Annotated in this window: 19 protein-coding genes; 9 read left to right on the top strand and 10 right to left on the bottom strand. The window is 61.8% G+C overall.

Features of this window, described 5'->3' with window-relative positions:
- Positions 1-41 precede the first annotated feature (41 nt).
- Positions 42-932 carry a LysR family transcriptional regulator gene (locus FF124_RS04050; protein WP_138747205.1) on the bottom strand — a complete coding sequence of 297 codons (891 nt, stop codon included), beginning with the start codon at positions 930-932 and terminating at the stop codon, positions 42-44.
- Positions 933-1280: 348 nt separating this feature from the next.
- Positions 1281-2459, bottom strand: coding sequence for a BaiN/RdsA family NAD(P)/FAD-dependent oxidoreductase (locus FF124_RS04045; RefSeq protein ID WP_138747204.1), 1179 nt, complete (start codon positions 2457-2459; stop codon positions 1281-1283).
- 124 nt (positions 2460-2583) lie between these two features.
- Here FF124_RS04045 and FF124_RS04040 point away from each other — a divergent pair, with 124 nt between their 5' ends.
- The 8 genes from FF124_RS04040 (at position 2584) to FF124_RS04005 (ending at position 12617) form a co-directional block, all read left to right on the top strand.
- Complete coding sequence (locus tag FF124_RS04040) at positions 2584-4041, top strand: glutamine synthetase family protein (RefSeq protein ID WP_138747203.1); 1458 nt, start codon at positions 2584-2586, stop codon at positions 4039-4041.
- Positions 4042-4090: 49 nt separating this feature from the next.
- Complete coding sequence (locus FF124_RS04035; RefSeq protein WP_138747202.1) at positions 4091-5380, top strand: NAD(P)/FAD-dependent oxidoreductase; 1290 nt, start codon at positions 4091-4093, stop codon at positions 5378-5380.
- Positions 5381-5504: 124 nt separating this feature from the next.
- Positions 5505-6977 (top strand): glucose-6-phosphate dehydrogenase, encoded by a 1473-nt coding sequence (gene zwf, locus FF124_RS04030; protein WP_138747201.1) that lies wholly within the window; start codon positions 5505-5507, stop codon positions 6975-6977.
- A gap of 27 nt (positions 6978-7004) precedes the next feature.
- Positions 7005-7703, top strand: coding sequence for a 6-phosphogluconolactonase (pgl, locus tag FF124_RS04025; protein WP_138747200.1), 699 nt, complete (start codon positions 7005-7007; stop codon positions 7701-7703).
- Positions 7704-7752: 49 nt separating this feature from the next.
- Entirely contained in the window at positions 7753-9576 is a 1824-nt protein-coding gene (edd, locus tag FF124_RS04020; protein WP_138747199.1) for a phosphogluconate dehydratase, read from the top strand.
- Positions 9577-9717: 141 nt separating this feature from the next.
- Entirely contained in the window at positions 9718-11082 is a 1365-nt protein-coding gene (locus FF124_RS04015; RefSeq protein WP_138747198.1) for a metallophosphoesterase, read from the top strand.
- Between the two features lie 221 nt (positions 11083-11303).
- Positions 11304-11597: a hypothetical protein gene (locus FF124_RS04010; RefSeq protein WP_138747197.1), complete on the top strand. Its 294-nt coding sequence runs from the start codon at positions 11304-11306 to the stop codon at positions 11595-11597.
- A gap of 333 nt (positions 11598-11930) precedes the next feature.
- Complete coding sequence (locus FF124_RS04005; protein ID WP_138747196.1) at positions 11931-12617, top strand: outer membrane protein; 687 nt, start codon at positions 11931-11933, stop codon at positions 12615-12617.
- Between the two features lie 126 nt (positions 12618-12743).
- Here the strand turns inward: FF124_RS04005 and FF124_RS04000 are convergent, their stop codons facing one another.
- From FF124_RS04000 to FF124_RS03980, 5 genes are all read right to left on the bottom strand, one after another.
- The gene (locus tag FF124_RS04000) at positions 12744-13841 is read right to left on the bottom strand and encodes an ABC transporter ATP-binding protein (protein ID WP_138747195.1); all 1098 of its coding nucleotides are present in this window, start codon (positions 13839-13841) and stop codon (positions 12744-12746) included.
- Positions 13842-13858: 17 nt separating this feature from the next.
- Positions 13859-15520: a beta-galactosidase BglA gene (gene bglA / locus FF124_RS03995; RefSeq protein ID WP_138747194.1), complete on the bottom strand. Its 1662-nt coding sequence runs from the start codon at positions 15518-15520 to the stop codon at positions 13859-13861.
- A 51-nt stretch (positions 15521-15571) separates the two neighbouring features.
- The gene (locus tag FF124_RS03990; protein WP_138747193.1) at positions 15572-16714 is read right to left on the bottom strand and encodes a carbohydrate ABC transporter permease; all 1143 of its coding nucleotides are present in this window, start codon (positions 16712-16714) and stop codon (positions 15572-15574) included.
- On the bottom strand, positions 16715-17725 hold the full coding sequence (locus tag FF124_RS03985; RefSeq protein ID WP_138747192.1) for a carbohydrate ABC transporter permease: 1011 nt from the start codon (positions 17723-17725) through the stop codon (positions 16715-16717).
- Positions 17726-17965: 240 nt separating this feature from the next.
- The gene (locus tag FF124_RS03980) at positions 17966-19321 is read right to left on the bottom strand and encodes an ABC transporter substrate-binding protein (protein ID WP_138747191.1); all 1356 of its coding nucleotides are present in this window, start codon (positions 19319-19321) and stop codon (positions 17966-17968) included.
- A gap of 396 nt (positions 19322-19717) precedes the next feature.
- Between FF124_RS03980 and FF124_RS03975 the strand changes: the two genes are divergently transcribed.
- Positions 19718-20740, top strand: a complete 1023-nt coding sequence (locus tag FF124_RS03975; RefSeq protein WP_138747190.1) for a LacI family DNA-binding transcriptional regulator — start codon at positions 19718-19720, stop codon at positions 20738-20740.
- A gap of 49 nt (positions 20741-20789) precedes the next feature.
- Here FF124_RS03975 and FF124_RS03970 read toward each other — a convergent pair whose 3' ends face one another.
- From FF124_RS03970 to mutL, 3 genes are read right to left on the bottom strand one after another with little or no spacing between them, the layout of a single operon-like run.
- Positions 20790-21314, bottom strand: a complete 525-nt coding sequence (locus tag FF124_RS03970; RefSeq protein WP_210237431.1) for a P-loop nucleotide/nucleoside kinase family protein — start codon at positions 21312-21314, stop codon at positions 20790-20792.
- A 19-nt stretch (positions 21315-21333) separates the two neighbouring features.
- Positions 21334-21567, bottom strand: coding sequence for a DUF2093 domain-containing protein (locus tag FF124_RS03965; protein WP_138747403.1), 234 nt, complete (start codon positions 21565-21567; stop codon positions 21334-21336).
- A 31-nt stretch (positions 21568-21598) separates the two neighbouring features.
- Positions 21599-23473 (bottom strand): DNA mismatch repair endonuclease MutL, encoded by a 1875-nt coding sequence (mutL, locus tag FF124_RS03960; RefSeq protein WP_138747189.1) that lies wholly within the window; start codon positions 23471-23473, stop codon positions 21599-21601.
- Between the last annotated feature and the right edge of the window lie 486 nt (positions 23474-23959).

Below are 23959 nucleotides of genomic sequence, written 5' to 3'. Positions count from 1 at the left end.
TCACTGACCATGTGATATTTTTGTAACGCGGATGATCGACGTCATCCCGTGTTGCTCCAGCCGTCCGTCTCCGCCCTTTTGCCCGCATAAAGCGCCGCCCGCGCCTTCATGAACTTCGCCAGACGGTCGGCCACGCGCCGCACGGCGCGTCGATGCCGATCGTCGTCATGAAGCACGAGCCACTGCGGATGCTCCAGTTCATCGATAATCGGGCCCGCCCGCACGAGGCGCTGATTTGTATCGCCGATGAAGCAGGGCAGGACCGCGATGCCGGCGCCCGCCTCGACAAGGTCGAGCATCGTCCGCGGACGGCTTGCCGTGAGAGCAATGTCCGCCGGCCGGACCAGGTGCGGCCATCTGAGGTAGTGCGAAATCGCCTCCTCTCGGGTGACGGCGATCCAGCGCTCTCGCGCCAAGGGCGGCGCGTTCCTTGACCTGAACGGCGCATAGGCGACGGAGCCGAGCCTCTGGGCCGCTAGGTTACTCTCTTCGGGTTCGAAGGAGCGGATGCCGATGTCGTTTTCCCTGTGTGCGAGGCTCGCGCGGGCTTCGCCGACAAGCAGCTGCAGGCGGAACGGGTCGTCCTCGCGACAAATCTCGCCGATATGCGCGGAAATGAGAAAGGCGTTCCAGGTGCCGAACGCCAGGCGGACCAGTTCAGGCGCCGCCGCCTCGCCGCGCCAGTCATCAATCCTGCGGAAGCTGCCGAACGCACCCGTCAGCAAGGCGTTCAGGGTCTCGCCTTCCGGTGTCAGGCTGTAGCCGCGCTGGCTGCGCACGAAGAGCGAACGCCCGAGACGGTGTTCGAGATCGAGCATGTGCCGGCCGGCCGTGGCGGGACTAACGCCGTGCTCCGCCGCGGCGCCGCTCAATCCGCCATGGCGGGTCACGGCAATGAAAAGCTGATAGTAGGACCAGGGAATATTTTTCATCAGTGAAAAATACCCTGCATTCTACCGGATATCAAAGGGCAATTTTGATTGGTATGTCTCCAGCATTTCAAGAGGGCGATGCCGGGCCGCAAAACCTCTTTTCCGGCACCACCGCAAAGAGAGCGCGGTCACCGACAGGTCTTGAGCGGCCCTCATGTGACCGCCGGGAGTGACTTGCCATGACACGCAAATTTGTACCCATGAGGCTGCTCGGCCTTCACTGTTCGCTGGGAACCAGGCCGCTTTCGGAAGAGGAATACTACGCACAGTTTTCCGAATCGCTTCCCGCTTCCTGGAGAAGGTCGGGCCGACGGATCAAGCATTTCGCCGAATGTGTTGCCGGGCTGTTCAGATCGCATCACCGGCCGCAACGCCCGAGGCCCAGGCCCACTGGAAATTGTAGCCGCCCAGCCATCCGGTGACGTCGACGCATTCGCCGATGAAGTAGAGGCCCGGCACCGCCAGAGCTTCCATCGTCTTTGACGACAGCGCCTTGGTATCGATGCCGCCGAGCGTGACCTCCGCCGTGCGGTAGCCTTCGGTTCCGGCAGGCTTGAAGCACCAGTCCTGAATCGAAGACGCCAGACGTGCCAGCGCCTTGTCCGAAAGATCGGCAAGGTGGCCCGTCATGCCGGCGCGATCGGCGAAATACTGCGCCAGCCGTTTCGGCAGCTGGGTGGCAAGCGCGCTTGCGGCGCCCTGCCTTCCGTTTTCGCGCTTTGCCGCCGTCAGCACATCGTCGAGGGCGAGATCGGGCCTGATCTTCACCGTCACCGTATCGCCGGGCGACCAGTAGGAGGAAACCTGCAGCACGGCGGGACCGGAAAGGCCGCGATGGGTAAACAGCATCGCCTCGTTGAAACGCCCCTTGCCGCTGATGATCTCCACCGGAACGCCGATGCCCGCAAGCGGCTGCAACTCACTTTGAAGGCCCGGATCGAGCGTGAAGGGCACAAGCCCCGGTCGCGGTTCGATCACACGGATGCCGAAGCGCTCGGCGATCTCGTAGGCAAAGCCGGTCGCCCCCATTTTCGGAATGGACTTGCCGCCGGTGGCGATCACCAGCGCGCGCGCCGAGGCCGGTTTTCCGTCCAGCGAGAGCCGGAAGCGACTGCCCGAATATTCGAGACCGGCAACGGAGGTCTCCAGCCTGATCTCGACATTGCCGGCCCGACATTCGGCCAGCAGCATGGCGATGATCTCTCTCGCCGAGCCGTCGCAGAAAAGCTGCCCGAGCGTCTTCTCGTGCCAGGCGATCTTGTGGCGGTCCACCATCGCGATGAAATCGGCCGGCGTGAAGCGCGCGAGCGCCGATTTGGCGAAATGCGGATTCTCGCTCAGGAAGTTCTGCGGGCCGGCGCCGGTATTGGTGAAATTACAGCGTCCGCCGCCGGAGATGCGGATCTTTTCACCAGGCTTTTTCGCGTGATCGACGAGAAGCACCTTGCGGCCACGCCGTCCTGCGCGTGCGGCGCACATCAGGCCCGCAGCGCCTGCGCCGACAATGATCACATCGAATTCACCCATGACTTTCTGCCTGTTGCTGTGTGAATCTGTTCCCAAGGGCGAAGAGAAAGTCAACATGCCCCCTCGCCAAGACGCACGCCGTGGTTATGATACGCTCACGCGCAATGACAAACCGGTCAGAGAAATGCCAGCAAAAAAAACGACCATCAAAGCCGCAAGCAGAACACCGACCAGCAAGGCCAAGCGGGCCAAGAAGCCCGCGACGCCCGCCGCCGCCTCGCCGCCGCGCGGCGTGGAAGACTGGAAAGCCGCAGCCCGATGGCTGAAGCAGCGCGGCATCGAGGATATCGAATGCATCACACCGGATCTCGCCGGCGTGCCGCGCGGCAAGATGATGCCGTCCTCGAAATTCACCTCCAACACCTCGCTTGCCCTGCCCTCGGCGCTCTATCGCCACACGATCTCCGGCGAATATCCCGACGAGAGCGGCAGTTTCCGTTACGAACCCCGCGACAGCGACCTCAAGCTGGTGCCCGATCTCTCGACGCTGACGGCGGTGCCGTGGGAAACCGACCCCACCGCGCAGGTGATCTGCGATGTCGTCGGCGCCGACGGCGAGGAAGTGCCCTATACCCCGCGCAACGTGCTCAAGCGCGTGGTCGAGCTTTACGAGAAACGCGGCTGGCGGCCGGTGGTGGCGCCTGAAATCGAGTTCTATCTCGTCGCCAAGAATGACGACCCGGACCTGCCGTTGACCCCGCCCGTCGGCCGTTCGGGCCGTCCGATCGTCGCCGGCCAGGCCTATTCGATCGCCGGCATCAACGAATTCGACGAACTGATCGACGACATCTACCATTTCTGCGAGGCTCAGGGGCTGGAGATCGACACGCTGATCCACGAGGAGGGACCGGCCCAGCTCGAGATCAACCTCAGGCACGGCGATCCGCTGGAGCTTGCCGACCAGGTGTTCTACTTCAAGCGCACCATTCGCGAGGCCGCGACCAAGCACGGCACCTTCGCCACCTTCATGGCCAAGCCCATGCAGGGCCAGCCGGGCTCGGCGATGCACATCCATCAGTCGGTGGTCGATATCGAGACCGGCCGCAACGTGTTCTCGCTCGAGAACGGCGAGCCCTCGCCCGAATTCTTCCACTTCATCGGCGGCATGCAGAAATATGTGCCGGCCACACTGGTGATGATGGCGCCCTATGTGAACTCCTATCGGCGGCTGACGCCGGACATGGCCTGCCCGGTCAATACGGCCTGGGGCTATGACAACCGCACCACGGCCTTCCGTATTCCCGTTTCCGATGCTGCGGCAAGACGTGTGGAAAACCGGCTGCCGAGCTCGGATGCCAATCCCTATCTCGCCCTTGCCGCCTCGCTTGCCTGCGGCTATCTCGGCATCGAAAATCTGGTGGACCCGTCCGCCCCGACCGGCGATACCGCCAATGAGGGGGCGATCGACCTGCCGCGCGGCCTGCTTGAGGCGCTGGCGCTGATGGAGGGCGAACTGGCGCTCGGGCCGGTTCTCTCACGCGAGTTCATCGATCTTTACGGCGGCATCAAACGCGGGGAGTTCGAGACCTTCATGCAGGTGATCAGCCCCTGGGAGAGAGAATTCCTGCTGCTTCACGTGTGATAATGTGGCAGGCAAAGACGTTAACTAAGAGCATGGAGCGATTGAGATAATGGTTTGGCAAAGCCCGATTGCCCCGGGAATTTCATGGTATCAGGCGACGCTTCCCGAACGCCCGACCTACCCGGCGCTTGACGGTTCGACAACGGCGGACGTCGCCGTCATCGGCGGCGGCTTCACCGGGCTGCAGGCCGCCTGCCAGCTGGCGCAGGACGGCGTCGACGTGGTGCTGATCGATGCCGCCCGCTTCGGCGACGGCGCCTCGGGGCGCAACGGCGGACAGCTCGGCACCGGCCAGCACTGGTGGCCGGAGGAGCTTGAGACAAAGCTCGGTGCGGAACGCTCCCAGGCCTTCTTCCGCGTCGCCGAGGACGCCAAGTCCCACCTCCTCGATTTTGCCCGCAAGCACAAGATCGATATCGATTTCAAGCCGGGCCAGCTCAGCGTCGCCCACAAGCGCGGCATGGAATACACCTATCGCCGCCATGTCGACACGCTGGCCGAGCGTTACGACTATCCGCATCTCTCCTTCATGAGCGATGCTGAGACGGCAGAGCGGCTCGGATCGGACCGGTTCTACTGCGGCATTCGTGATATCGGAACCGGCCATATCCATCCGCTGAAACTATTGGTCGGCATTGCCAAGGCTGCGGCTGCTGCCGGCGCGCGTCTGCATGAAATGACCAAGGCGGAGAATATCGATCACGTCGACGGCAAGAACGTCATTGATACCGGCCGCGGCAAGATCACGGCGGAACGCGTGCTAATTGCCTGCAACGGCTATATCGAGGACCACCTGGAGCCGACCACGGCGGCGAAGATCATGCCGATCCGCTCTTTCATCGCGGCCACGACGCCCGTGAAAAAGGACCGCAAGATCCTGCCCGGCGGCGAATCCGTCGACGACAGCCGCTTTGTCGTGCGCTATTTCCGCAAGGCGCCGACGGGCGAAATGCTGTTCGGCGGCCGCGAGGTCTATTCCGCCGACAATCCGAAGAATATTTCCCGGCATCTCAGGCGGCAGATCGCGGAAATCTATCCGCAATTGAAGGATGTCGAGATCACCCATGCCTGGGGCGGTTCCGTCGGCATTACCATGCCACGCCGGCCGCTGGTCCACGACATCATGCCCGGCGTCACCTCGATCGGCGGGTTTTCCGGCCACGGGGTGATGCTGTCAAACTATTGCGGCAAGCTTTATGCAGACGAGATCGCGGGGCGCTCGCTTGATCTGGAACTTTACCGGGATTTGGATATACCATCCTTTCCGGGCGGCGGACCGCTCAGGAAGCCCCTGCTGTTTCTCGCCCTGACCTGGTTTGCGCTGCGCGACCGCTTTTAGCCGGAGGCGGAGCGGTCGCAGGGCCGGAAAGACAAAAAAATCCGATTTTTCGGAATGGGACTGGCATTTTTAAATCGATTTGATAAAACGACATCAACCCTGCTGACGATTGAGAGGACTGACCATGAGCAGTCAAATGATCCCCGTTGAACCCTTTGACTATGTCGTCTTCGGCGCCACCGGCGACCTGACGGAGCGCAAGCTTCTGCCTGCGCTCTACCACAGGCAGATTGCCGGCCAGTTCACCGAGCCGACGCGCATCATCGGCGCCTCCCGCTCGGAGCTGACCTCCGACGAGTTCCGCAAGCACGCGCAGCAGGCGCTGAAGGAGCACCTCAAGCGCGGCGAATATGATGACGAGCAGGTGAACAAATTCCTGGCCCGCATCGAATATGTGCCGGTCGATGCGACAACCAACAAGGGCTGGGACGCGCTGAAGAAGATGCTGGAAGACGGCAAGGACCGGGTCCGCGCCTTTTACATGGCGGTGGCGCCGAGCATTTTCGGGCCGATCTGCGATGGCATCCGCGACCACAAGCTGATCACCAAGCAGACCCGCATCGTCGTTGAAAAGCCGCTCGGGCGCGACCTCGATTCCGCTCTCAAGCTCAACGACATGATCGGCAAGGTGTTCAAGGAAGAGCAGGTCTTCCGTATCGACCACTATCTGGGCAAGGAAACGGTGCAGAACCTGATGGCGCTGCGCTTTGCCAATGCGCTCTACGAGCCGCTGTGGAACGCCAACCATATCGACCACGTCCAGATCACCGTCGCCGAGGAAGTCGGCCTTGAGGGTCGGGCGGGCTATTACGACAAGTCCGGCGCGCTGCGCGACATGGTGCAGAACCACATTCTCAACGTGCTCTGCATGGTGGCGATGGAAACGCCGCATTCCATGGAAGCCGAAGCCGTGCGCGACGAGAAGCTGAAGGTCCTGCGCTCGCTGAAACCGATCACCGACGAGAATGCCGGCTATCTGACCGTGCGCGGCCAGTACCGCGCCGGCGCATCGAAGGGCGGCCCGGTCAAGGGCTATCTGGAAGAGCTGGAAGGCGAATCGAATACCGAGACCTTCGTCGCCATCAAGGCCGAGATCGACAACTGGCGCTGGGCGGGCGTGCCTTTCTACCTGCGCACAGGCAAGCGCCTTGCCAGCCGACTTTCGGAAATCGTCATCACCTTCAAGCAGATCCCGCACTCGATCTTCGGACCGAATGCCGGCCGGATCAATTCCAACCAGCTGGTGCTGCGCCTGCAGCCCGATGAGGGCGTGAAGCAGTGGCTGATGATCAAGGATCCGGGCCCGGGCGGCATGCGCCTGCGCCAGGTGGCGCTCGACATGAGCTTCGCGCAAGCCTTCGACGTGCGCAACCCGGACGCCTATGAGCGGCTGCTGCTCGATGTCATCCGCGCCAACCAGACGCTGTTCATGCGCCGCGACGAGGTTGAGGTCGCCTGGCGCTGGGTCGACCCGATCCTGAAGGCCTGGGAAGAGACCAACCAGCCGGTTCAGGGCTATACCGCCGGCACCTGGGGGCCATCGAAGTCGATCGCGCTGATCGAGCGCGACGGCCGGACCTGGCACGAACCTCTCTGAGGCAAAATCAAACCGGAAGAGAGCATCATGACTCGGAATATGAAAAAGTTTGAGGATGGCGCCAAGCTGGCGGCAGCTCTCGCCGTCGATGTCGCCGACACGCTCGCCGCCGCCATCAACGATAAGGGAACGGCGTCGATCGCCGTTTCCGGCGGTTCGACGCCGAAGGCGTTTTTCCGCATGCTTTCAAAGGCGGACATCGACTGGGAAAAGGTGACGATCACGCTCGTTGACGAACGGTTCGTGCCGGAAGACAGCCCGCGTTCGAACCACAAGCTGGTCAAGGAGAACCTGCTTCTGGGCCCCGCAGCGCATGCGCGCTTCATTCCGCTTTACCAGAATGTCGAAACGGCGGAAGAAGCCGCCGAGATCGTCACCAACAAGGTGTCGGCGACGAGCCTGCCCTTTGACGTCGTCGTGCTCGGCATGGGAACCGATGGCCATACGGCCTCGTTCTTTCCCGGAGGCGACACGCTTGGCCGCGCGCTCGACATGAAGACGCCGGCCGGTGTGATGTCGATGCATGCCGAAGGCGCAGGCGAGGCCCGCCTCACCTTCACCTTCTCGAGTCTCGAAAATGCCGGCCTTCTGGTGTTGCACATCGAAGGCCGGGAAAAGATGGATGTTCTGGAAAAGGCCCTTGCCGGCAACGACGAAACGGAAATGCCCATCCGCGCCGTTCTTTCAAGAGCCACCTCCCCCGTGAATATCTACTGGGCGCCCTGACAATTCTGCCGGGCGCCTTCCGCGTTTCTTTAGAAAACAGGAAAAGCCCATGACCGCCGATCCCCGCATTGCAGAGATCACCGCCCGCATCGTCGAGCGGTCCAAACCCACGCGCGAAGTCTATCTCGATCGCGTCAGCCAGGCCATTTCCAAAGGCGTGCACCGCTCGGTTCTGTCCTGTGGCAACCTTGCCCATGGCTTTGCCGTCTGTTCCCCCGCCGAGAAGGAGGCGCTGTCGGGTGACAGCGTGCCCAATCTCGGCATCATCACCGCCTATAACGACATGCTCTCGGCGCATCAGCCGTTCGAGACCTTCCCGCAGACCATCCGCGAGGCTGCGCGCGAAGCCGGCGGCGTTGCCCAGGTTGCCGGCGGCGTGCCGGCCATGTGCGACGGCGTGACCCAGGGCCAGCCGGGCATGGAACTGTCGCTTTTCTCCCGCGACCTGATCGCCATGGCGGCTGCCGTCGGGCTTTCCCACAACATGTTCGATGCCGCCGTCTATCTCGGCGTCTGCGACAAGATCGTGCCCGGCCTCGCCATGGCGGCGCTGACCTTCGGCCACCTGCCGACGATCTTCATTCCCGCAGGTCCGATGACCACCGGCCAGGGCAATGACGAGAAGTCGCAGATCCGCCAACTCTATGCGGAAGGCAAGGTCGGCCGCAAGGAACTGCTGGAATCGGAATCGAAATCCTATCACGGGCCCGGCACCTGCACCTTCTACGGCACGGCCAATTCCAACCAGATGCTGATGGAGATGATGGGCCTGCACATGCCGGGCGCCTCCTTTATCAACCCGAACACGCCGCTGCGCGAGGCGCTGACGAAGGAAGCGGTCAAGCGCGCCTTCGCCATCACCGTCAACGGCAACGAGTTCACGCCCGTCGGCCAGATGATCGACGAGCGCTCGATCGTCAACGGCGTCGTCGGCCTGCATGCAACGGGCGGGTCGACCAACCACACCATGCACCTGATCGCCGTGGCCCGGGCCGGCGGCATCCAGCTCACCTGGCAGGATATTTCCGACCTTTCCGACATCGTGCCGCTTCTGGCCCGCGTCTATCCCAACGGCCTTGCCGATGTGAACCACTTCCACGCCGCGGGCGGCATGGGCTATCTCATCCGCCAGTTGCTGAATGCCGGCTTCCTGCACGATGACGTCCGCACCGTCTTCGGCGAAGGCATGGAAGCCTATGCGATCGACGTGAAGCTCGGCGACAACGGCAGCGTCAGCCGCGAGCCGATCGGCAACGGCCCGAGCGCCGATCCGAAGGTCCTGACCACCCATGACAAGCCGTTCCAGCCCAATGGCGGGCTGAAGATGCTGAAGGGCAATATCGGCAAGGGCGTGATCAAGATCTCCGCCGTCAAGCCGGAACGCCGCGTCATCGAGGCGCCTGCTATCGTCTTCCACGACCAGCAGGAACTGCAGACGGCCTTCAAGGCCGGCGAGCTCAATCGCGACTTCATCGCTGTGGTGCGCTTCCAGGGCCCGAAGTCAAACGGCATGCCCGAACTGCACCGGCTGACGCCGCCGCTCGGCGTGCTGCAGGACCGCGGCTACAAGGTGGCGCTCGTCACCGATGGCCGCATGTCCGGCGCCTCCGGCAAGGTTCCGGCTGCCATCCACGTCACCCCCGAGGCCAAGGATGGCGGGCCGATCGCCAAAATTCGAAACGGCGACATGCTGCGACTCGATGCCGAGACCGGCACGCTGGAAGCACTCGTTCCCGCCGAGGAATTCGACGCCCGCGACGTCGCGACCGCCGATCTTTCCGGCAATGAATTCGGCATGGGCCGCGAACTCTTCGCTCCTTTCCGTCACCATGTCGGCACGGCCGACGAAGGCGCAAGCGTCGTCTTCGGCTGATCGGGCCGCTCTCGCAATAGGGATGTTTGACGCATGCGGCGCGAACCTGGTTCGCGCCGTTTTGTCGTGCAGACTGTCATCGTCGCATCATTGACCGGACGTATAGACAGTGCAGATTTCGATTGCCGGAGATTTTTCAGAATGACCTTTCTTTCCATCCATCGCCGTACGGCGCTCAAGCTGCTGGCCTCCGCCGCCTTTGTTCCCCTCGCAGGCCTTGCCGCGCCCGTCGGCGCGGAGGATGCCGCCGGCGTGAATTTCATCATCATGGCCGATCTGCACTCGGCATATGACCGCACGGGGCAATTGCTGGCCGCCGTCGAGGAGCAGGTCGCGGCAAGCGCGCAGCCCTCCGTCATCATCATCAATGGTGACCTGTTCGAAAGCGGCAACGTCGTCGCCATGCGCTCGGAAGGCGAGATCGACTGGGCTTTTCTCAAGGCGCTTTCGGAGACCGCGCCTGTCGTCTTCAACATCGGCAATCACGAGCCGGATATCGACAACGACCTCGCCCATTTTGTCGAAAAGGCTCAGGGTCTCGGCGTGACCGTGCTCTCCAACATCACCGACACGCGCACGGGCGCGCTCTATGCGCCGGCCGCCGCCACGCTTGATGTCGGTTCGCAAAAGGTCACCTTCGCGGCGATCGGCGTCGATAACCTTTTCACCTATCCCAAGGCGACCCGCGAACAGCTTTCGATCCCCGAACCCGTCAAGTGGGCCGAGGCCAATCTCGGCAGCCAGTTGAAGAAAGGCCAGATCAACGTGGTCTTGAGCCATGCCGGCGTGGTGGCGGACAAGGCGATCCTGCCGATGCTGCCGGATGGGACGCTGATGGTCGGCGGCCACGACCACCTCGACATCGAATACGCCGAGGGCAACACCCGCTATCTCCACACCGGCTGCTGGTCAACGGCCTGCACCGTCGCGCGCGTGGCCGGTCCCGGCCAGGCTGCTGCGTTCAACCGCATCGACATTGACCCGGAAGCCCCCGCTTCGGCGAAGCTTGCCGATCTCATTCCCGCCGTGATGGCCGCCCACCTGACGGACGAGGATACCGCGGTCGTGGCGGAGACGGCGAAGGCGCGCACCAACGACGAGGCCGGCCTTTTCGTGGCCGCCGCCATGGCCGCGGCGACGGGTGCGGATATCGGCTTCATCGGCCACACGACCTTTGGCGCGGGCGTGCCGAAGGGACCGGTCAGCCGCTACGCCTTCAATTCTTCGATCCGCTTTGACGGGACGCTGAAACAGGCAGAGGTGGATGCGGCAACGCTTGCGGCCATTCTTGAACGCTGCAACCAGTTCGGCGACTTCCCGTTTGCCCGGCGCACCGGCGATTATCTTTATGCCGCACCGGAAGCCGGCAAGAAAGAAAGCTTCGTTCTGGTCTGCAACGACTGGTCCGCGACCAATGCCAAAAGCTATTTCGGCCGCGAAGATCTGGTCTTCTCCGATATCCCCGATCTGCAGGTGAAGACCGTGGCGCTTGCCGCGATGAAATGAACACAACCTCCTGACCAATAAACAGCGGATTGTTCATGCGCTGGGCCCGGAAGCATTTCCGGGCCTCTTCCGTCAAAAGGAGAGCGGAGAGGACAGTCGAATGTTCCGGCCATCACTCCTTGCAGCCACCCCATCGGGGTCACCGAAGGAACGGAGCTGAATGGATCGATTGATCCTCAATCGCCCTGTCGACGCCGCCGATCAGGAGGCAAGCGTCGCCTTTGGCAGACAGCCAGATCGTCGCCCTGAATGAGGAAGAGCGCAAAACAGGCGTCACGCCGGAACGCGCCGAAGAAATTCAGGCTTCAATCCTGCGGGAGCTTGAGGACAAGAAATTGGCGCTCGAAGGCGTGACCGCCTATGTCACCGACAAGATGACCTGGATGCGCGAGGGCAGGAAGGGGCCACCGCCGGATTTTCTCGACTACGCATCCGTTAAGCCCACGATCAGCGGCGAGGGACTGCACAGCAGCGGCCTTCCGCGCAATGGCGATCGCGACGAACCGAAACGCTGACGGCTCCTCATGGCGGCGATCTGCCGGCTGAAAAGCCGCTCCATGACCGCCCTTTGACGCCGACGCTCCCGAGATCGTTAACAGGCTGATTCAATCCGTGATCGGCTGCCTTATTCCCTGCGCTTTGCTGCCACTAAATCACCATACGCAATCTCTAATCGGGGGCCACGGGAAACAAATTCCCGGCCCTTTTCGTTTGGGGAACATGGAACCGATCGGACAAGCCCGACAGTGTTACATTCCGGCAACAGAAGCAGCCAATGTATCGCCTAGGCGGGAAATTTAATTGAACGATTGATCACCTGAACCATTTCTCCCTCATCGAAAGACAAGATGGAGACTGTTATGAAGAAATTTCTTCTCGCTTCCGCCGCGATTGTCGCAATGGCCGCCTCCGCAGAAGCTGCCGATGTCGTCGCCACGCCGGCGCCGGCCGAGCCCTATATCGCCCCGCAGGTCATCCCGCAGACCTTCGACTGGTCGGGTTTCTACCTCGGCGGCACTGCCGGTTACGACTGGGCGACCGCCAACCTGCACTACAACGGCCCGCAGGTCGGCAATGACGATTTCGACGGCGGCAAGCTCGGCGGCTTTGCCGGCTACAACTTCCAGCTCGATAACAACATCGTCCTGGGTGTCGAAGGCGAGCTTGACTACAACTGGAATGAGCAGTCCTACAATGTCGGCCTGCCCTACAGCGTGAAGGCCGGCTCCGACTGGGAAGGCTCGGTCCGCGGCCGCGTCGGCTATGCCTTTGACAACGCCCTGCTCTACGCCACGGGCGGCTGGGCGATCGCCAACGGCTATATCGAAGGCAATGGCGAAACCCAGAACCAGGCCTTCAACGGCTGGACGGTCGGCGCCGGTCTCGACTACGCCTTCACCGACAACCTCTTCGGTGGCCTCGAGTATCGTTACACCGACTTCGGCAAGAAGGACTTCGACGGCGCGCTCGCCGGCTTTGAAGCCAAGGACTACACGTCGAACCGCGTAATGGCTCGCGTCGGTTACAAGTTCTGATAGGAAGGCAGGGCTCTCTCCCGCCCTGCTCCGCTTTTCCGGCGTCTCCCCCTCCCGCGCCGAAAAGAAGAAGCCCCGCCGGTTTTGCCGGCGGGGCTTTTTGTTGTCGAGGTCTTGGCGTGCCGATCAGCGATAGAGGTAGCTGTGGCCCTTCTCGTCGAAGAGGTGGCGCTTTTCCGGATCGGCGGCAAACCGCATCGTATCGCCGGGCCTGCCCTCGTGAATGCCGGGAAGCTTGACGATGATCGGATCCTCGTCGATGAGTTCGCCCTCGATATAGATGAGCGTAACCTCGCCGAGCGCCTCGATGATCGAGACCTTGCCCTCAAACAGGAAGTCCTCGCCCTCTTCCGCCTCGCGCACGTCCTCCGGACGCACGCCGAAGCTGACGCTCTTGCCCTGATCCCCTTCCGGCGTCTTGACAGGAACTTCGAGGCGCTTGCCGTCCTTGAGCTCGATTTCGGTGGTCTCGCCCGTACGGGTAATCTTGGCCGGCATGATATTCATCGCCGGCGAGCCGATGAACTGGGCGACGAACAGGTTCGCCGGACGCTCGTAGAGTTCGAGCGGCGGCCCGACCTGCTCGATATAGCCGCCCGAAAGCACCACGATCCGGTCGGCAAGCGTCATTGCCTCCACCTGGTCGTGGGTCACGTAGATCATCGTGGTATCGGACATCTTGCTGTTGAGCTTGGCGATCTCGATGCGGGTCGCAACGCGCAGAGCCGCGTCGAGGTTCGACAGCGGCTCGTCGAACAGGAACACCTTCGGATCGCGGCAAATCGCCCGGCCGATCGCCACGCGCTGGCGCTGGCCGCCGGAAAGCGCCTTGGGCAGACGATCCAGATAGGGCGTGATCTGCAGCATTTCGGCTGCCGCTCTGACGCGCCGGTCGATCTCTTCCTTGCTTTCCTTGGCGATCCGCATGCCGAAGGCCATGTTGTCATAGACGGACATGTGCGGGTAAAGCGCGTAGGTCTGGAACACCATGGCAATGCCGCGCTTGGACGGCGGGATCTGGTTGACCACCTGCCCGTCGATCGAGATTTCGCCGCCGGAGATTTCCTCCAGACCCGCGATCATGCGCAACAGTGTGGACTTGCCGCAGCCGGACGGACCGACAAAGACGACGAACTCGCCGGGATTGATGTCGAGGTCGACGCCGTGAAGCACCTCGACATTGCCGTAGGATTTCTTGACCTTATTGAGGGTAACACCAGTCATCTTTCGCCCCTTTGTCCCTATGCTCCTTGGCGGGCGAAATAACCGCCCCAGGCAGGAAGTTGTACCATGGTCCCGTCCTCCTCAGCGGAGAAACCGTGGTCGCCGGTTGAAAACGCGGTCCATGCGCCTTCGGGCAGGCGGACCGTTGCCGGCTCGGCCGACATGTTGAACACGCAAAGGACCGTCTCCTCCGTCCCTTCGCGGGTGAAGACCAGTACGGCATCATCACCGGAAGGGAGGAAACGGATCGCGCCCTTGGCAAGGGCCGGATGGGCCTTGCGGAATGCGAGGAAGCGGCGGTATTGCTCGAGAACGGATGCCGGATTGCCGGCCTGCACATCGACCGCCTTCATCACGTGATCGGCAGAAACCGGAAGCCAGGTTTTCTCCGCCGTCGAGAAGCCGGCATTGGCCGCGCCCGCCTGCCACGCCATCGGCGTGCGGCAACCGTCGCGCCCCTTGAACTCCGGCCAGAACTCGATGCCGTAAGGGTCCTGCAGGTCCTCAAAGGCGATATCGGCTTCGGTGAGACCAAGCTCCTCGCCCTCATAGAGGCAGATCGAGCCCTTCAGCGTCATCAACAGGCCGCCGAGCATCTTGGCATAGGCCGTCTGGTCGGCGACATCCGCGCCCCAGCGCGTCAGATGGCGCACCACGTCATGGTTGGAAAACGCCCAGCAAGCCCAACCTTCGGGCGCCGCGGCATCGAAGGCATTGATCGAATCGATCACGCGCTTCGGCGTCACCTTCTGCGGTGCCAGGAACTCGAAGGCGTAGCACATCTGCATCTTGTCGTCGCCGGAGGTGTACTCGCCGACGATCTCGAGCCCGCGCTGGCTGTCGCCCACCTCGCCGACGGCGGCAATCGCCGGATACTCTTCCATCAGCGCGCGAAGGCGCTTCAGGAATGCGAGGTTCTCCGGCCGGCTCTTGTCGTAGAGATGTTCCTGGTAGTTGTAGGGATTGACGGCCGGCGCTGTGCTGTCGTTCCTGAATTCGGGCGCCAGCGCCGGATTGTCGCGCAATTCCTTGTCGCAGAAATAGAAATTGATCGTATCGAGCCGGAAGCCATCGACGCCGCGCTCCAGCCAGAAACGCGCCGCGTCGAGCAACGCGTCCTGAACGTCCGGATTGTGGAAGTTCAGGTCCGGCTGCGAGACCAGGAAATTGTGCATGTAATATTGCAGGCGGCGGCTGTCCCACTGCCAGGCCGAGCCGCCGAAGATCGACAGCCAGTTGTTGGGAGGCGAACCATCGGGCTTTGCCTCGGCCCAGACATACCAGTCGGCCTTCGGATTGTCGCGGCTGGCGCGGCTTTCCATAAACCAGGGATGCTGGTCTGACGTGTGCGAAAGCACGAGGTCGATCATGATCTTGAGGCCAAGATCATGGGCCTTCTCGATCATTGCGTCGAAATCTGCCAGCGTGCCGAACATCGGATCGATGTCCTTGTAGTTCGACACGTCATAGCCGAAATCCTTCATCGGGGAGGTGAAGAAAGGCGAAATCCAAACGGCGTCGGCGCCGAGCCCGGCGATATAATCGAGCCGGTCGGCAATGCCGCGGATATCGCCGACGCCATCGCCGTCGGAATCCTGGAAGGAGCGCGGGTAGACCTGATAGATGACGGCGCCGCGCCACCAGTCCTTGTCCGCTTGGTTGATATTGGGTTCGGTCATTGTTTTTCTTTTCTGTATCCTGATATCACGGTTTTCGGTGAGGGGCAGCGATCAGCCGCCCTTGACCGAACCGGCCAGAAGGCCGCGCACGAGATAGCGCTGCAGGGCAAAGAACACGATCAGGGGCACGATGATCGACACGAAGGCCGATGCCGTGAGGATCTCCCAATTACCGCCGCGCGAGCCAAGCAGTTCCCGCAACCGCGCCGTCAGCACGATCGTCTGCTCGGAGTTGCCGAGAAAGACGGTCGCCACCAGAAGGTCGTTCCAGGTCCAAAGGAACTGGAAGATCGCGAAGGAGGCAAGCGCTGGATAGGAGAGCGGCAGGATGATCTTGTTGAAGATGGTGAAGTCGTTCGCGCCGTCAACGCGCGCCGATTCCATCAGTTCGCGCGGCAGGCCCGCGATGTAGTTGCGCAACAGATAGATCGCCAGCGGCAAACCGAAGCCCATATGCGCGAGCCATATGCCCACATAGGTCTTGGCCGGCACGCCGAAGGTCTGACCGATCGCATTGTACATCTTCAAGAGCGGGATCAGCGACATCTGCAGCGGCACGACGAGCAGGCCGACGACGATCGCCAGAAGCAGGTTGCGGAAGGGAAACTTCATCCACGAGAGCGCATAGGCCGCATAGGCCGCCACCAGAACCGGAATGATGGTCGAGGGAATGGCAACCGTCAGCGAGTTCAGGAAGGACTGGCCGATGCCTTCCGCCGTCAGCACGTTGCGATAGTTTTCGAGCGTGAAGCGCGGCGGAATCTCGGCGGTCACGAAGATCCGCTCGCCGCGCCTGCCGAAGGGTTCCGGCGACGTCAGGCGATAGTCGCCGTTTTCCTCGACGGTAAGCTGCATCCCGTCATCGAGATCGACGGTCTGGCCGACCTCGAATTCCTCGGGCCTGAGCGAGGATGTGCCGAAGCGCGAAACCTTGCCGGCGCCGTCTTCCAGCGCATTGCCGACATTGATGTAGAGGCCGCCCTCTTCCGTCTGCCCGGCTTCGCCCGGCGTGCGGTAGATCAGGTTCTGCGTCGAGGTCGCAAGCGAGGTCCACCAGCCGGAGGCGACGATCTGGTCCTTGTCGCGCAGCGACGTGACCAGCAGCCCGAAGGTCGGGATGGTCCACAGCACCACGAGAACAAGGACGGTGATATGCGAGAACCAGACAAGCGGCGATTTCTTGTGCGAATACATTTACCGGCCCTCCATCTCTTTGCGCGCGTTGCGGATGTTCCAGATCATGATCGGGATAACCAGAACCATGATGACGATGGCAATCGTGGCGCCACGGCCGAAATCGCCGCCGCCGCGGAACATCCAGTCGAACATGAGATTGGCGAGCACTTGCGTATCCCATTGCCCGTTGGTCATCGCGAGAACGATATCGAAGATCTTCAGGACAATGATGGTGATCGTGGTCCAGACGACCGCGATGGTGTTGTAGATCTGCGGGATCATGATCTTGAAAAAGATCTGCACGCCGTTGGCGCCGTCGATGACGGCCGCTTCGATGGTCTCTTCCGGAATGCCGCGCAGAGCCGCCGACAGGAGCACCATGGCAAAACCGGTCTGGATCCACAAAAGGATGACCATCAGGAAGAAATTGTTCCAGAAGGGCATGGCGATCCACACATGCGGCTCGCCGCCCATGGCGACGACAATCGCGTTCAGGATACCGATCTGCTCGCTGCCTTCGCCGCGATAGTCATAGACGAACTTCCAGATCACCGAGGCGCCGACAAAGGAGATCGCCATCGGCATGAAGATCATCATCTTGGCAAAGGAGCCCCACCAGATGCGGTCCGTCAGCCAGGCGATGATCAGGCCGAAAAAGGTCGACAGCGCCGGCACGAAGATCAGCCAGAGCATGTTGTTGAACATCGACTGGCGGAATTCGGAATCCCCGAACATCCAGCGGTAATTGGCAAGCCCGACATAGGTGTCGCCGGAGGCACCGTGAAGCGAATACCACACGGATGCAACGACCGGATAGACAAGGTACACGCCAAGCGACAGAAGCGCCGGACCGAGGAACAGCCAGGGGCGTATCATCCCGGAGACGCGCAGATTGCGCGCACCGTCGGCCGGGTCCTTCGTTTGCGACGGAAAAATCAGGTCGAGTATCTTGTTGGTCCCGTAGAAATAGAGCACCGCTGCAGCGACGCCGATGACCACAGCCAACAAGGCTTTTAAAATCTGTTCCACGCCGTTTAACTCCCTAGAACGGATATGAAACTGAGTTCGCCGGACCGTTCTGTTCTTGTCTTCTCAGCTTTTCGTCGCCCGCCGGAGGCGAGCCGAACCCAGCCGCAAAACGCGCAAGTTTTTTTCCCATGCGTGTCTTCGGAACAGTGCGCTACCGCGCCATCTCATTTTCGAGGAGTAGCGCACCGGGCCGATCAGGGCCCGGTGCATTATGACAAAACACAACTGGTTTGACGACCGTTACTTGAGCGTATCCCAGGAGTTCTGGATTTCGGTCGCCGCCTCTTCCGCCGACTGGCCGCCGACATAGTCGATCATGCCGGTCCAGAAGGCGCCTGCGCCGATCTTACCGGGCATCAGGTCGGAACCGTCGAAGCGGAACGTCGTGGCCTCGGTCAGGATCTCGCCTTCGCCGCGCAGCGTGTCGTTGGCGTAGGCCTCCGGGTTGACGTCCTTGAAGGGCGTCAGGAAGCCGGACTGGGCCATCCAGACTTCATGCGCGATCGGCGTTTCGAGAAACTCGATGAACGCCTGAGCGGCAGGGCTGTCTTCGGTGATGCCGAAGAGCGTGCCGGCGCCGAGAACGGGCCTGCCGAGGTCTTCCCCTTCATAAGCCGGGAAGTAGAAGAAGTCGGCATCAAGGCCGAGCTCGGTGCCTTCCGGGAAGAAGGACGGGATGAACGAGGCCATCTTGTGCATATAGCACTTCGGCGGGCTGTCGAAGAGACCCTTCGGGCTGTCGCGGAAGTCGGTCGAGGCAACGGCCGCGGCACCGCCGTCAACGAACTTGTCGTTCTTGGCAAACCAGCCGAACTCGTCAATGGCGTTGACGACGCGCGGATCGTTGAACGGAATTTCGTTGGTGACCCACTGGTCATAGACTTCCGGCGGCTGCGTGCGCAGCATCATGTCCTCGACCCAGTCGGTGGCCGGCCAGCCGGTTGCGCCGCCGGAGCCCAAACCGATGCACCACGGCGTGCCGCCATCGGCGACGATCTGCTCGGTCAGCGCCTTCAGCTCTTCCATGGTTTCCGGCACGTCGTAGCCGGCATCGTCGAAATTGTCCGGAACATACCAGACGAGCGACTTCAGGTCGGCCTTGTAGGGGAAGACGTAGAGGCCGGGCTTGCCGTCGGGGCCGTCATAGGTCGAAAGATCGACCCAGGACTGACCGGCAGCGTATTTTTCCGACAAAAACTCGCCGGCAGACGCCGGAAGCTCACTCAGGAAGCCCTTGGCAGCGAGGTCGGCCGCAAGGCCGGGCTGCGGGAAGACGGCGATGTTTGCCGGGCTGCCGGCCTGTGTGTCGATGACGATCTGCTGCTCGAAGGAGTCGGAGCCGGAATATTCGACATTGGCGCCGGTGGCTTCTTCGAAATAGGCCAGAACGCTCTCGATCAGATCCTTGTCGGGACCGAGCCAGGGGCCGAAGATCGTCAGCGTCTGGCCGCTCAGGTCATGGGAATCGGAAAACTGGGTAAAGCTGTCCCAGTTGAAGCGGGAATCCTCGCCGGGGGCGAATTTGAGATCGGCCGCCTGGGCCGCACCGGCAAAGAGGGCGAGCGAGGCTACGCCCGTCAACAGAACTTTATGCATGTGATTTACCTCCCATCACATTCAACCCTCTCGAGGGTTTTGGTTGTCAGACAGCACCTTATCCAAAGCGCTTTGACATCTCCAGAGAATTCTCGTGTGACGGGTCTGAGTCAACCCCTTTCCGCAAATCATGTCCGATTTTTGCCGTTTTTTCGCGTTTAGCGAGGTTTTCTTGACAATCTATCCGGAAAAGGTCTTCCCTTCCCCCGGCAAGGCTTGATAAAAAAGCCAAACCGCTTTGGAAAACGCCAAAGAAGTCCACACACGCTCTTTTGCGCGAGCGCGCAAGCGAGGCGAACGGATTTCCGCGGAACCATCCTTGCCGGTTAACGATTTGGAGCGCACTAGGTTTCACACCTTATTTTTGTGTTACGTGCCTCCGGGGAGGAAACGGGAGTGAACCTGAAACAATTGTCGGCGTGGCTCGGCCTTTCGCCGACGACTGTCAGCCGGGCCCTGAACGGATATCCCGAGGTCAATGCCGCGACGCGCGAGCGCGTGCTGAAGGCGGCGCGCGAAACCGGCTACCGGCCGAACCGCACGGCCCAGCGTTTGGCCACCGGCAAGGCCGGTTCGATCGGCCTTTTGATGCCGATCGGCGATCAAGTGATTTCGGACCTGCATTTCGGCGAGTTCCTGAGCGGGTTGGGCGAAAAGGCCCAGGCGGAGGACTTTCATCTCGTGGTCATGCCGTCCGACCCCGCCGACGAGGTTTCCGCGCTTCGCAGCCTTGCGACAAGCGGCTATGTCGACGGTCTTTGCCTTGCCTATATTCGCGAGCAGGACAGCAAGATCGACCTGATGGAATCCTTCGGCCTGCCCTTCATCGTTCACGGCCGGTTTTTCGATCCGCCGCACCCCTACCCCTCGCTGGATGTCGACAATGAGGCGGCCTTTTACGACGCCACGCATCTCCTCCTCCAGCTTGGCCATCGCCGCATCGCCCTCATCAACGGAGACGAGAAATTCGGCTTTGCCATCCGCAGGCGCGACGGCGTCATCAAGGCGCTGGCGGAAGCCGGCCTCAGCCTCGATGAACGCTTCCACGTCTCCGTCCAGATGACCGAAGCTGACGGACAGCGCGCGGCCGAACGCTTCCTCTCCGGCGACGACACCCCGACGGCGATGCTCTGCTCCAGCATGGTGCAGGCGTTGGGCATTGTGCGCGCCGTCTCGCAGTCGGGGCGTCAGCTCGGCAAGGACGTTTCGCTGATTTCCTATGACGACGTGCTGCCGCTGCTGCGTCCCGAACTCTTCTCCGTGCCGCTGACCACCACGCGCTCGTCGCTGCGCACGGCGGGAAAACGCGTCGCCGAGCGGCTGATCCACCGCGTCAACGGGCTGGAAAAGGACGATGTCCAGGAATTGTGGCGACCGGAACTGGTCGTTCGCGCTTCCACCGGTCGGGCACCGGGGTAAACACGCCGCCACAGCGCGAACGGCTGGCAGCCGGCTATGCGGGCGATATCTATGCCCCCTTTGCCGGACCCGGGCCAAGCGCTGCCAGTATGCGCACAGCCGCCCTTTCCGCTGTCAGTTCGCCCGTATCGAGATGGAGTGCCGCCTCGGGCCAGGGCGCATAATCGCGCTGAAGCACGGCCTGCCAGTCCGGTTCGACATGCCCTTCGCCGATGTCCCTCACCCGGCCTTCAAGCCGGGCGCGATGCAGGGCTTTGTCGCGGCAGACGATCTCGACGCCGAGGAAACCGGCGCCGCCGGCCGAAGCCGCTCTTGCGAACATGGCACGTGTCAACGGCCAGGGATTGACGCAGTCGATGATGACGTCTTGCCCGATCCTCAGGTTCGAGGTTGCGAGCGCGGCGGCGATTTCATAGCCCAGCGGGCCAATCTCGCGCCCCGGATCGCCGGCTCTCAGCACGGCCTCGATCTCGTCGACGCGCAGGAAAACAGCCGGACATTTCCGTGCAAGAAGCCGGGCGATGGTGGTCTTGCCGACGCCCGGCAGCCCGGCAAAGGAGATCAGCGTTGGCACGCGAGGCTCCGTTCGGCGGCTATCGCGCCTTGTCGGTCGGCAACGCCCCGGCCTTTTTCTCCGCCTCGAAGGCGGCGGGCGCGTCAATATAGGCCTCCTGGCGGGCAACGCTCCAGTAGCGCAATTCGTCCAGCGGAATCCGCTTTCCGGTGACCGCGCAGGTCACATGCGTTCCGGGAACGATCACTTCGAAATCGGCGTCCAGATACCGGATCTTCGCCTCGCCGCGGCCATTGCCTTCAAGGATATTCAACACGTCATCTCCTGAAATTCACTCGTCGGTCTCAACGCCCGAAAAGGCGCTCGATATCGGAAAGCTTCAGTTCAATATAGGTCGGGCGTCCGTGGTTGCACTGGCCGGAACCCGGCGTTTCTTCCATCTGCCGGAGAAGAGCATTCATTTCCTCCACGCGCAAGCGCCGACCGGAGCGCACCGAGCCGTGGCAGGCCATGGTGGCGGCAACACTTTCCAGCTTTGCCCGAAGGCCATCGGCCGTTTCCCATTCGCCCGCCTCGTCGGCGAGCTGGCGGATCAGCGCCGGGGCGTTGACCTCGCCCAGCATCGCAGGGGTCTCGCGCACCGCAATGGCGCCAGGGCCGAAGCGCTCATAAACGAGGCCGAGACGGCTCATCTCCTCGGCAAAGGGCATCAGCCGGTCGCAATCCTCCTCCGGCATGTCGACGATTTCCGGGATCAGCAGGCCCTGCGAGGGCAGCCGGCGATCGACAAGCGCCTTGCGCATCGCCTCATAGACGAGACGTTCATGGGCGGCGTGCTGATCGACGATCACCAATCCGGTCTCAGACTGGGCGACGATATAGTTTTCATGCAGCTGCGCGCGGGCGGCACCCAGCGGATGGCTGAGCGTCGTCTCCTCGCCGCGCGGCGGCTCGAAAGCCTCCGAACGGGCCGACGGCGCGTCGAAGCCGGCGAGCATGCGACCGGCCTCTTGCGGCTTTGCGGCTTCCACAGGTCCGGCAAAAACAGGCGCAGCCCCTTCGGCAAAGCCTTCCGGCCGATAAGGCGAGCGCTCGGGCGACCAGTTCACGTTCGACGGGCGAATATCGCGACGGCCGAAGCCACCGCCGAAACCGCCTTTCTGTTCGCCTTGCGGCGCGACGCCCGGCCTGAAAGCCCTCAACATCGCATCCGCCCCGGTGGACGACGCCCGGTCGCCGTTCTTCGTCAACGATTCGCGGATCGCCCCGACGATCAGCCCGCGGACGAGGCCCGGGTCGCGAAAGCGGACATCGGCCTTGGCCGGATGGACATTGACGTCGACCAGCGCCGGATCGAGCGAGAACCAGAGAACCGCCATCGGATAGCGCCCCTTCGGCACTGTCTCGGCGTAGGCCGCGCGGATCGCGCCCATCAGAAGCTTGTCCTGCACCGGGCGTCCGTTGACGAAGGCGTAGAGATGACCGGAATTGCCGCGATTGAAGGTCGGCACGCCGACAAAACCGGAAAGGCCGACGTCTTCGCGCACGGCATCGATCTCTATCGCGTTCGGCCGGAAATCCTTGCCCAGTACCTGGGCGATGCGGGCCAGTCGATCATCGCCGGTTGCCGGCAGTTCCAGCGTCGAGCGGTCTGAGCCGGAAAGCACGAACCGCACGGCGGGAAAGGCGAGCGCCATGCGCTTGACCACCTCGGTGATCGCGCCGGATTCCGCCCGCTCGCTTTTGAGAAACTTCAGCCGGGCGGGCGTGGCAAAGAACAGGTCGCGCACTTCGACAATTGTGCCCGGATTGACCGGCGCGGGTTGCGGTTCGGCAAGTTTTCCGCCGTGAAGCTCGATCCGGTAGCCCTCCGCAGCGCCCTTCGTCCGGCTTGCAACGGAAAGCCGCGCCACCGAACCGATCGACGGCAGCGCCTCGCCGCGAAAGCCGAGCGTGCGGATATCGGTGAGGTCGGCCGAAATCTTCGAGGTGCAGTGACGCTTGACGGCCAGCGACAGGTCGTCCGGGCTCATGCCGGAGCCGTTATCCGTGACGCGCAGCAATGCCTTGCCGCCGCCGGCCGTCGCAATCTCGATGCGGGTCGCCCCGGCATCAAGCGCGTTTTCCACCAGTTCCTTGGCAGCGCTTGCCGGCCGCTCGATGACCTCGCCGGCGGCAATCTGGTTGATGACGGTTTCCGAAAGCTGTCTGATGCTCATGACGCATCCTTAAAGGGATTCGCGCCGTTTTGGAACGCCGCGCCTCGGTTTCATCAACCCTGCACGCGTTCCCTTCGTTTGCCGCCAGCAAGGGTAGCAACCATGAATGCCAGTCAGCCCGGCCGGCGGAGCGCGATTCATCTCGACATCCCATGAGCATCGCGGTTCTTTTTCGAGCAAAAGGCTCGTTGCAATTCTACAACAAGTAGACCAAAAACGAGCCTTAACCACCGGAAGCCGATACAGGGCTCAACACGACATGAGGGCTACAATGTAAGCGGAAGTCTACGATATCGATCGACACCTATAAGTGGCAGCCTGATTGGTTGACTATACAATTCCAGAATTACCCAACAAATTCAAAAATAATTAAATAATTAAATAATTAAATAATTAAATAATTACATTGTTTATTAATTACTGCTATTTTAGATTTTTATTATAAGTAAAAATATACAAAATTTTTCGTTTTAAAATAAATTTACT

Source organism: Martelella lutilitoris (assembly GCF_005924265.1).
GTDB lineage: Bacteria > Pseudomonadota > Alphaproteobacteria > Rhizobiales > Rhizobiaceae > Martelella > Martelella lutilitoris.
The sequence above is the reverse complement of the archived record's forward strand: the minus strand, read 5'-3'. Positions and strand labels throughout refer to the sequence as shown.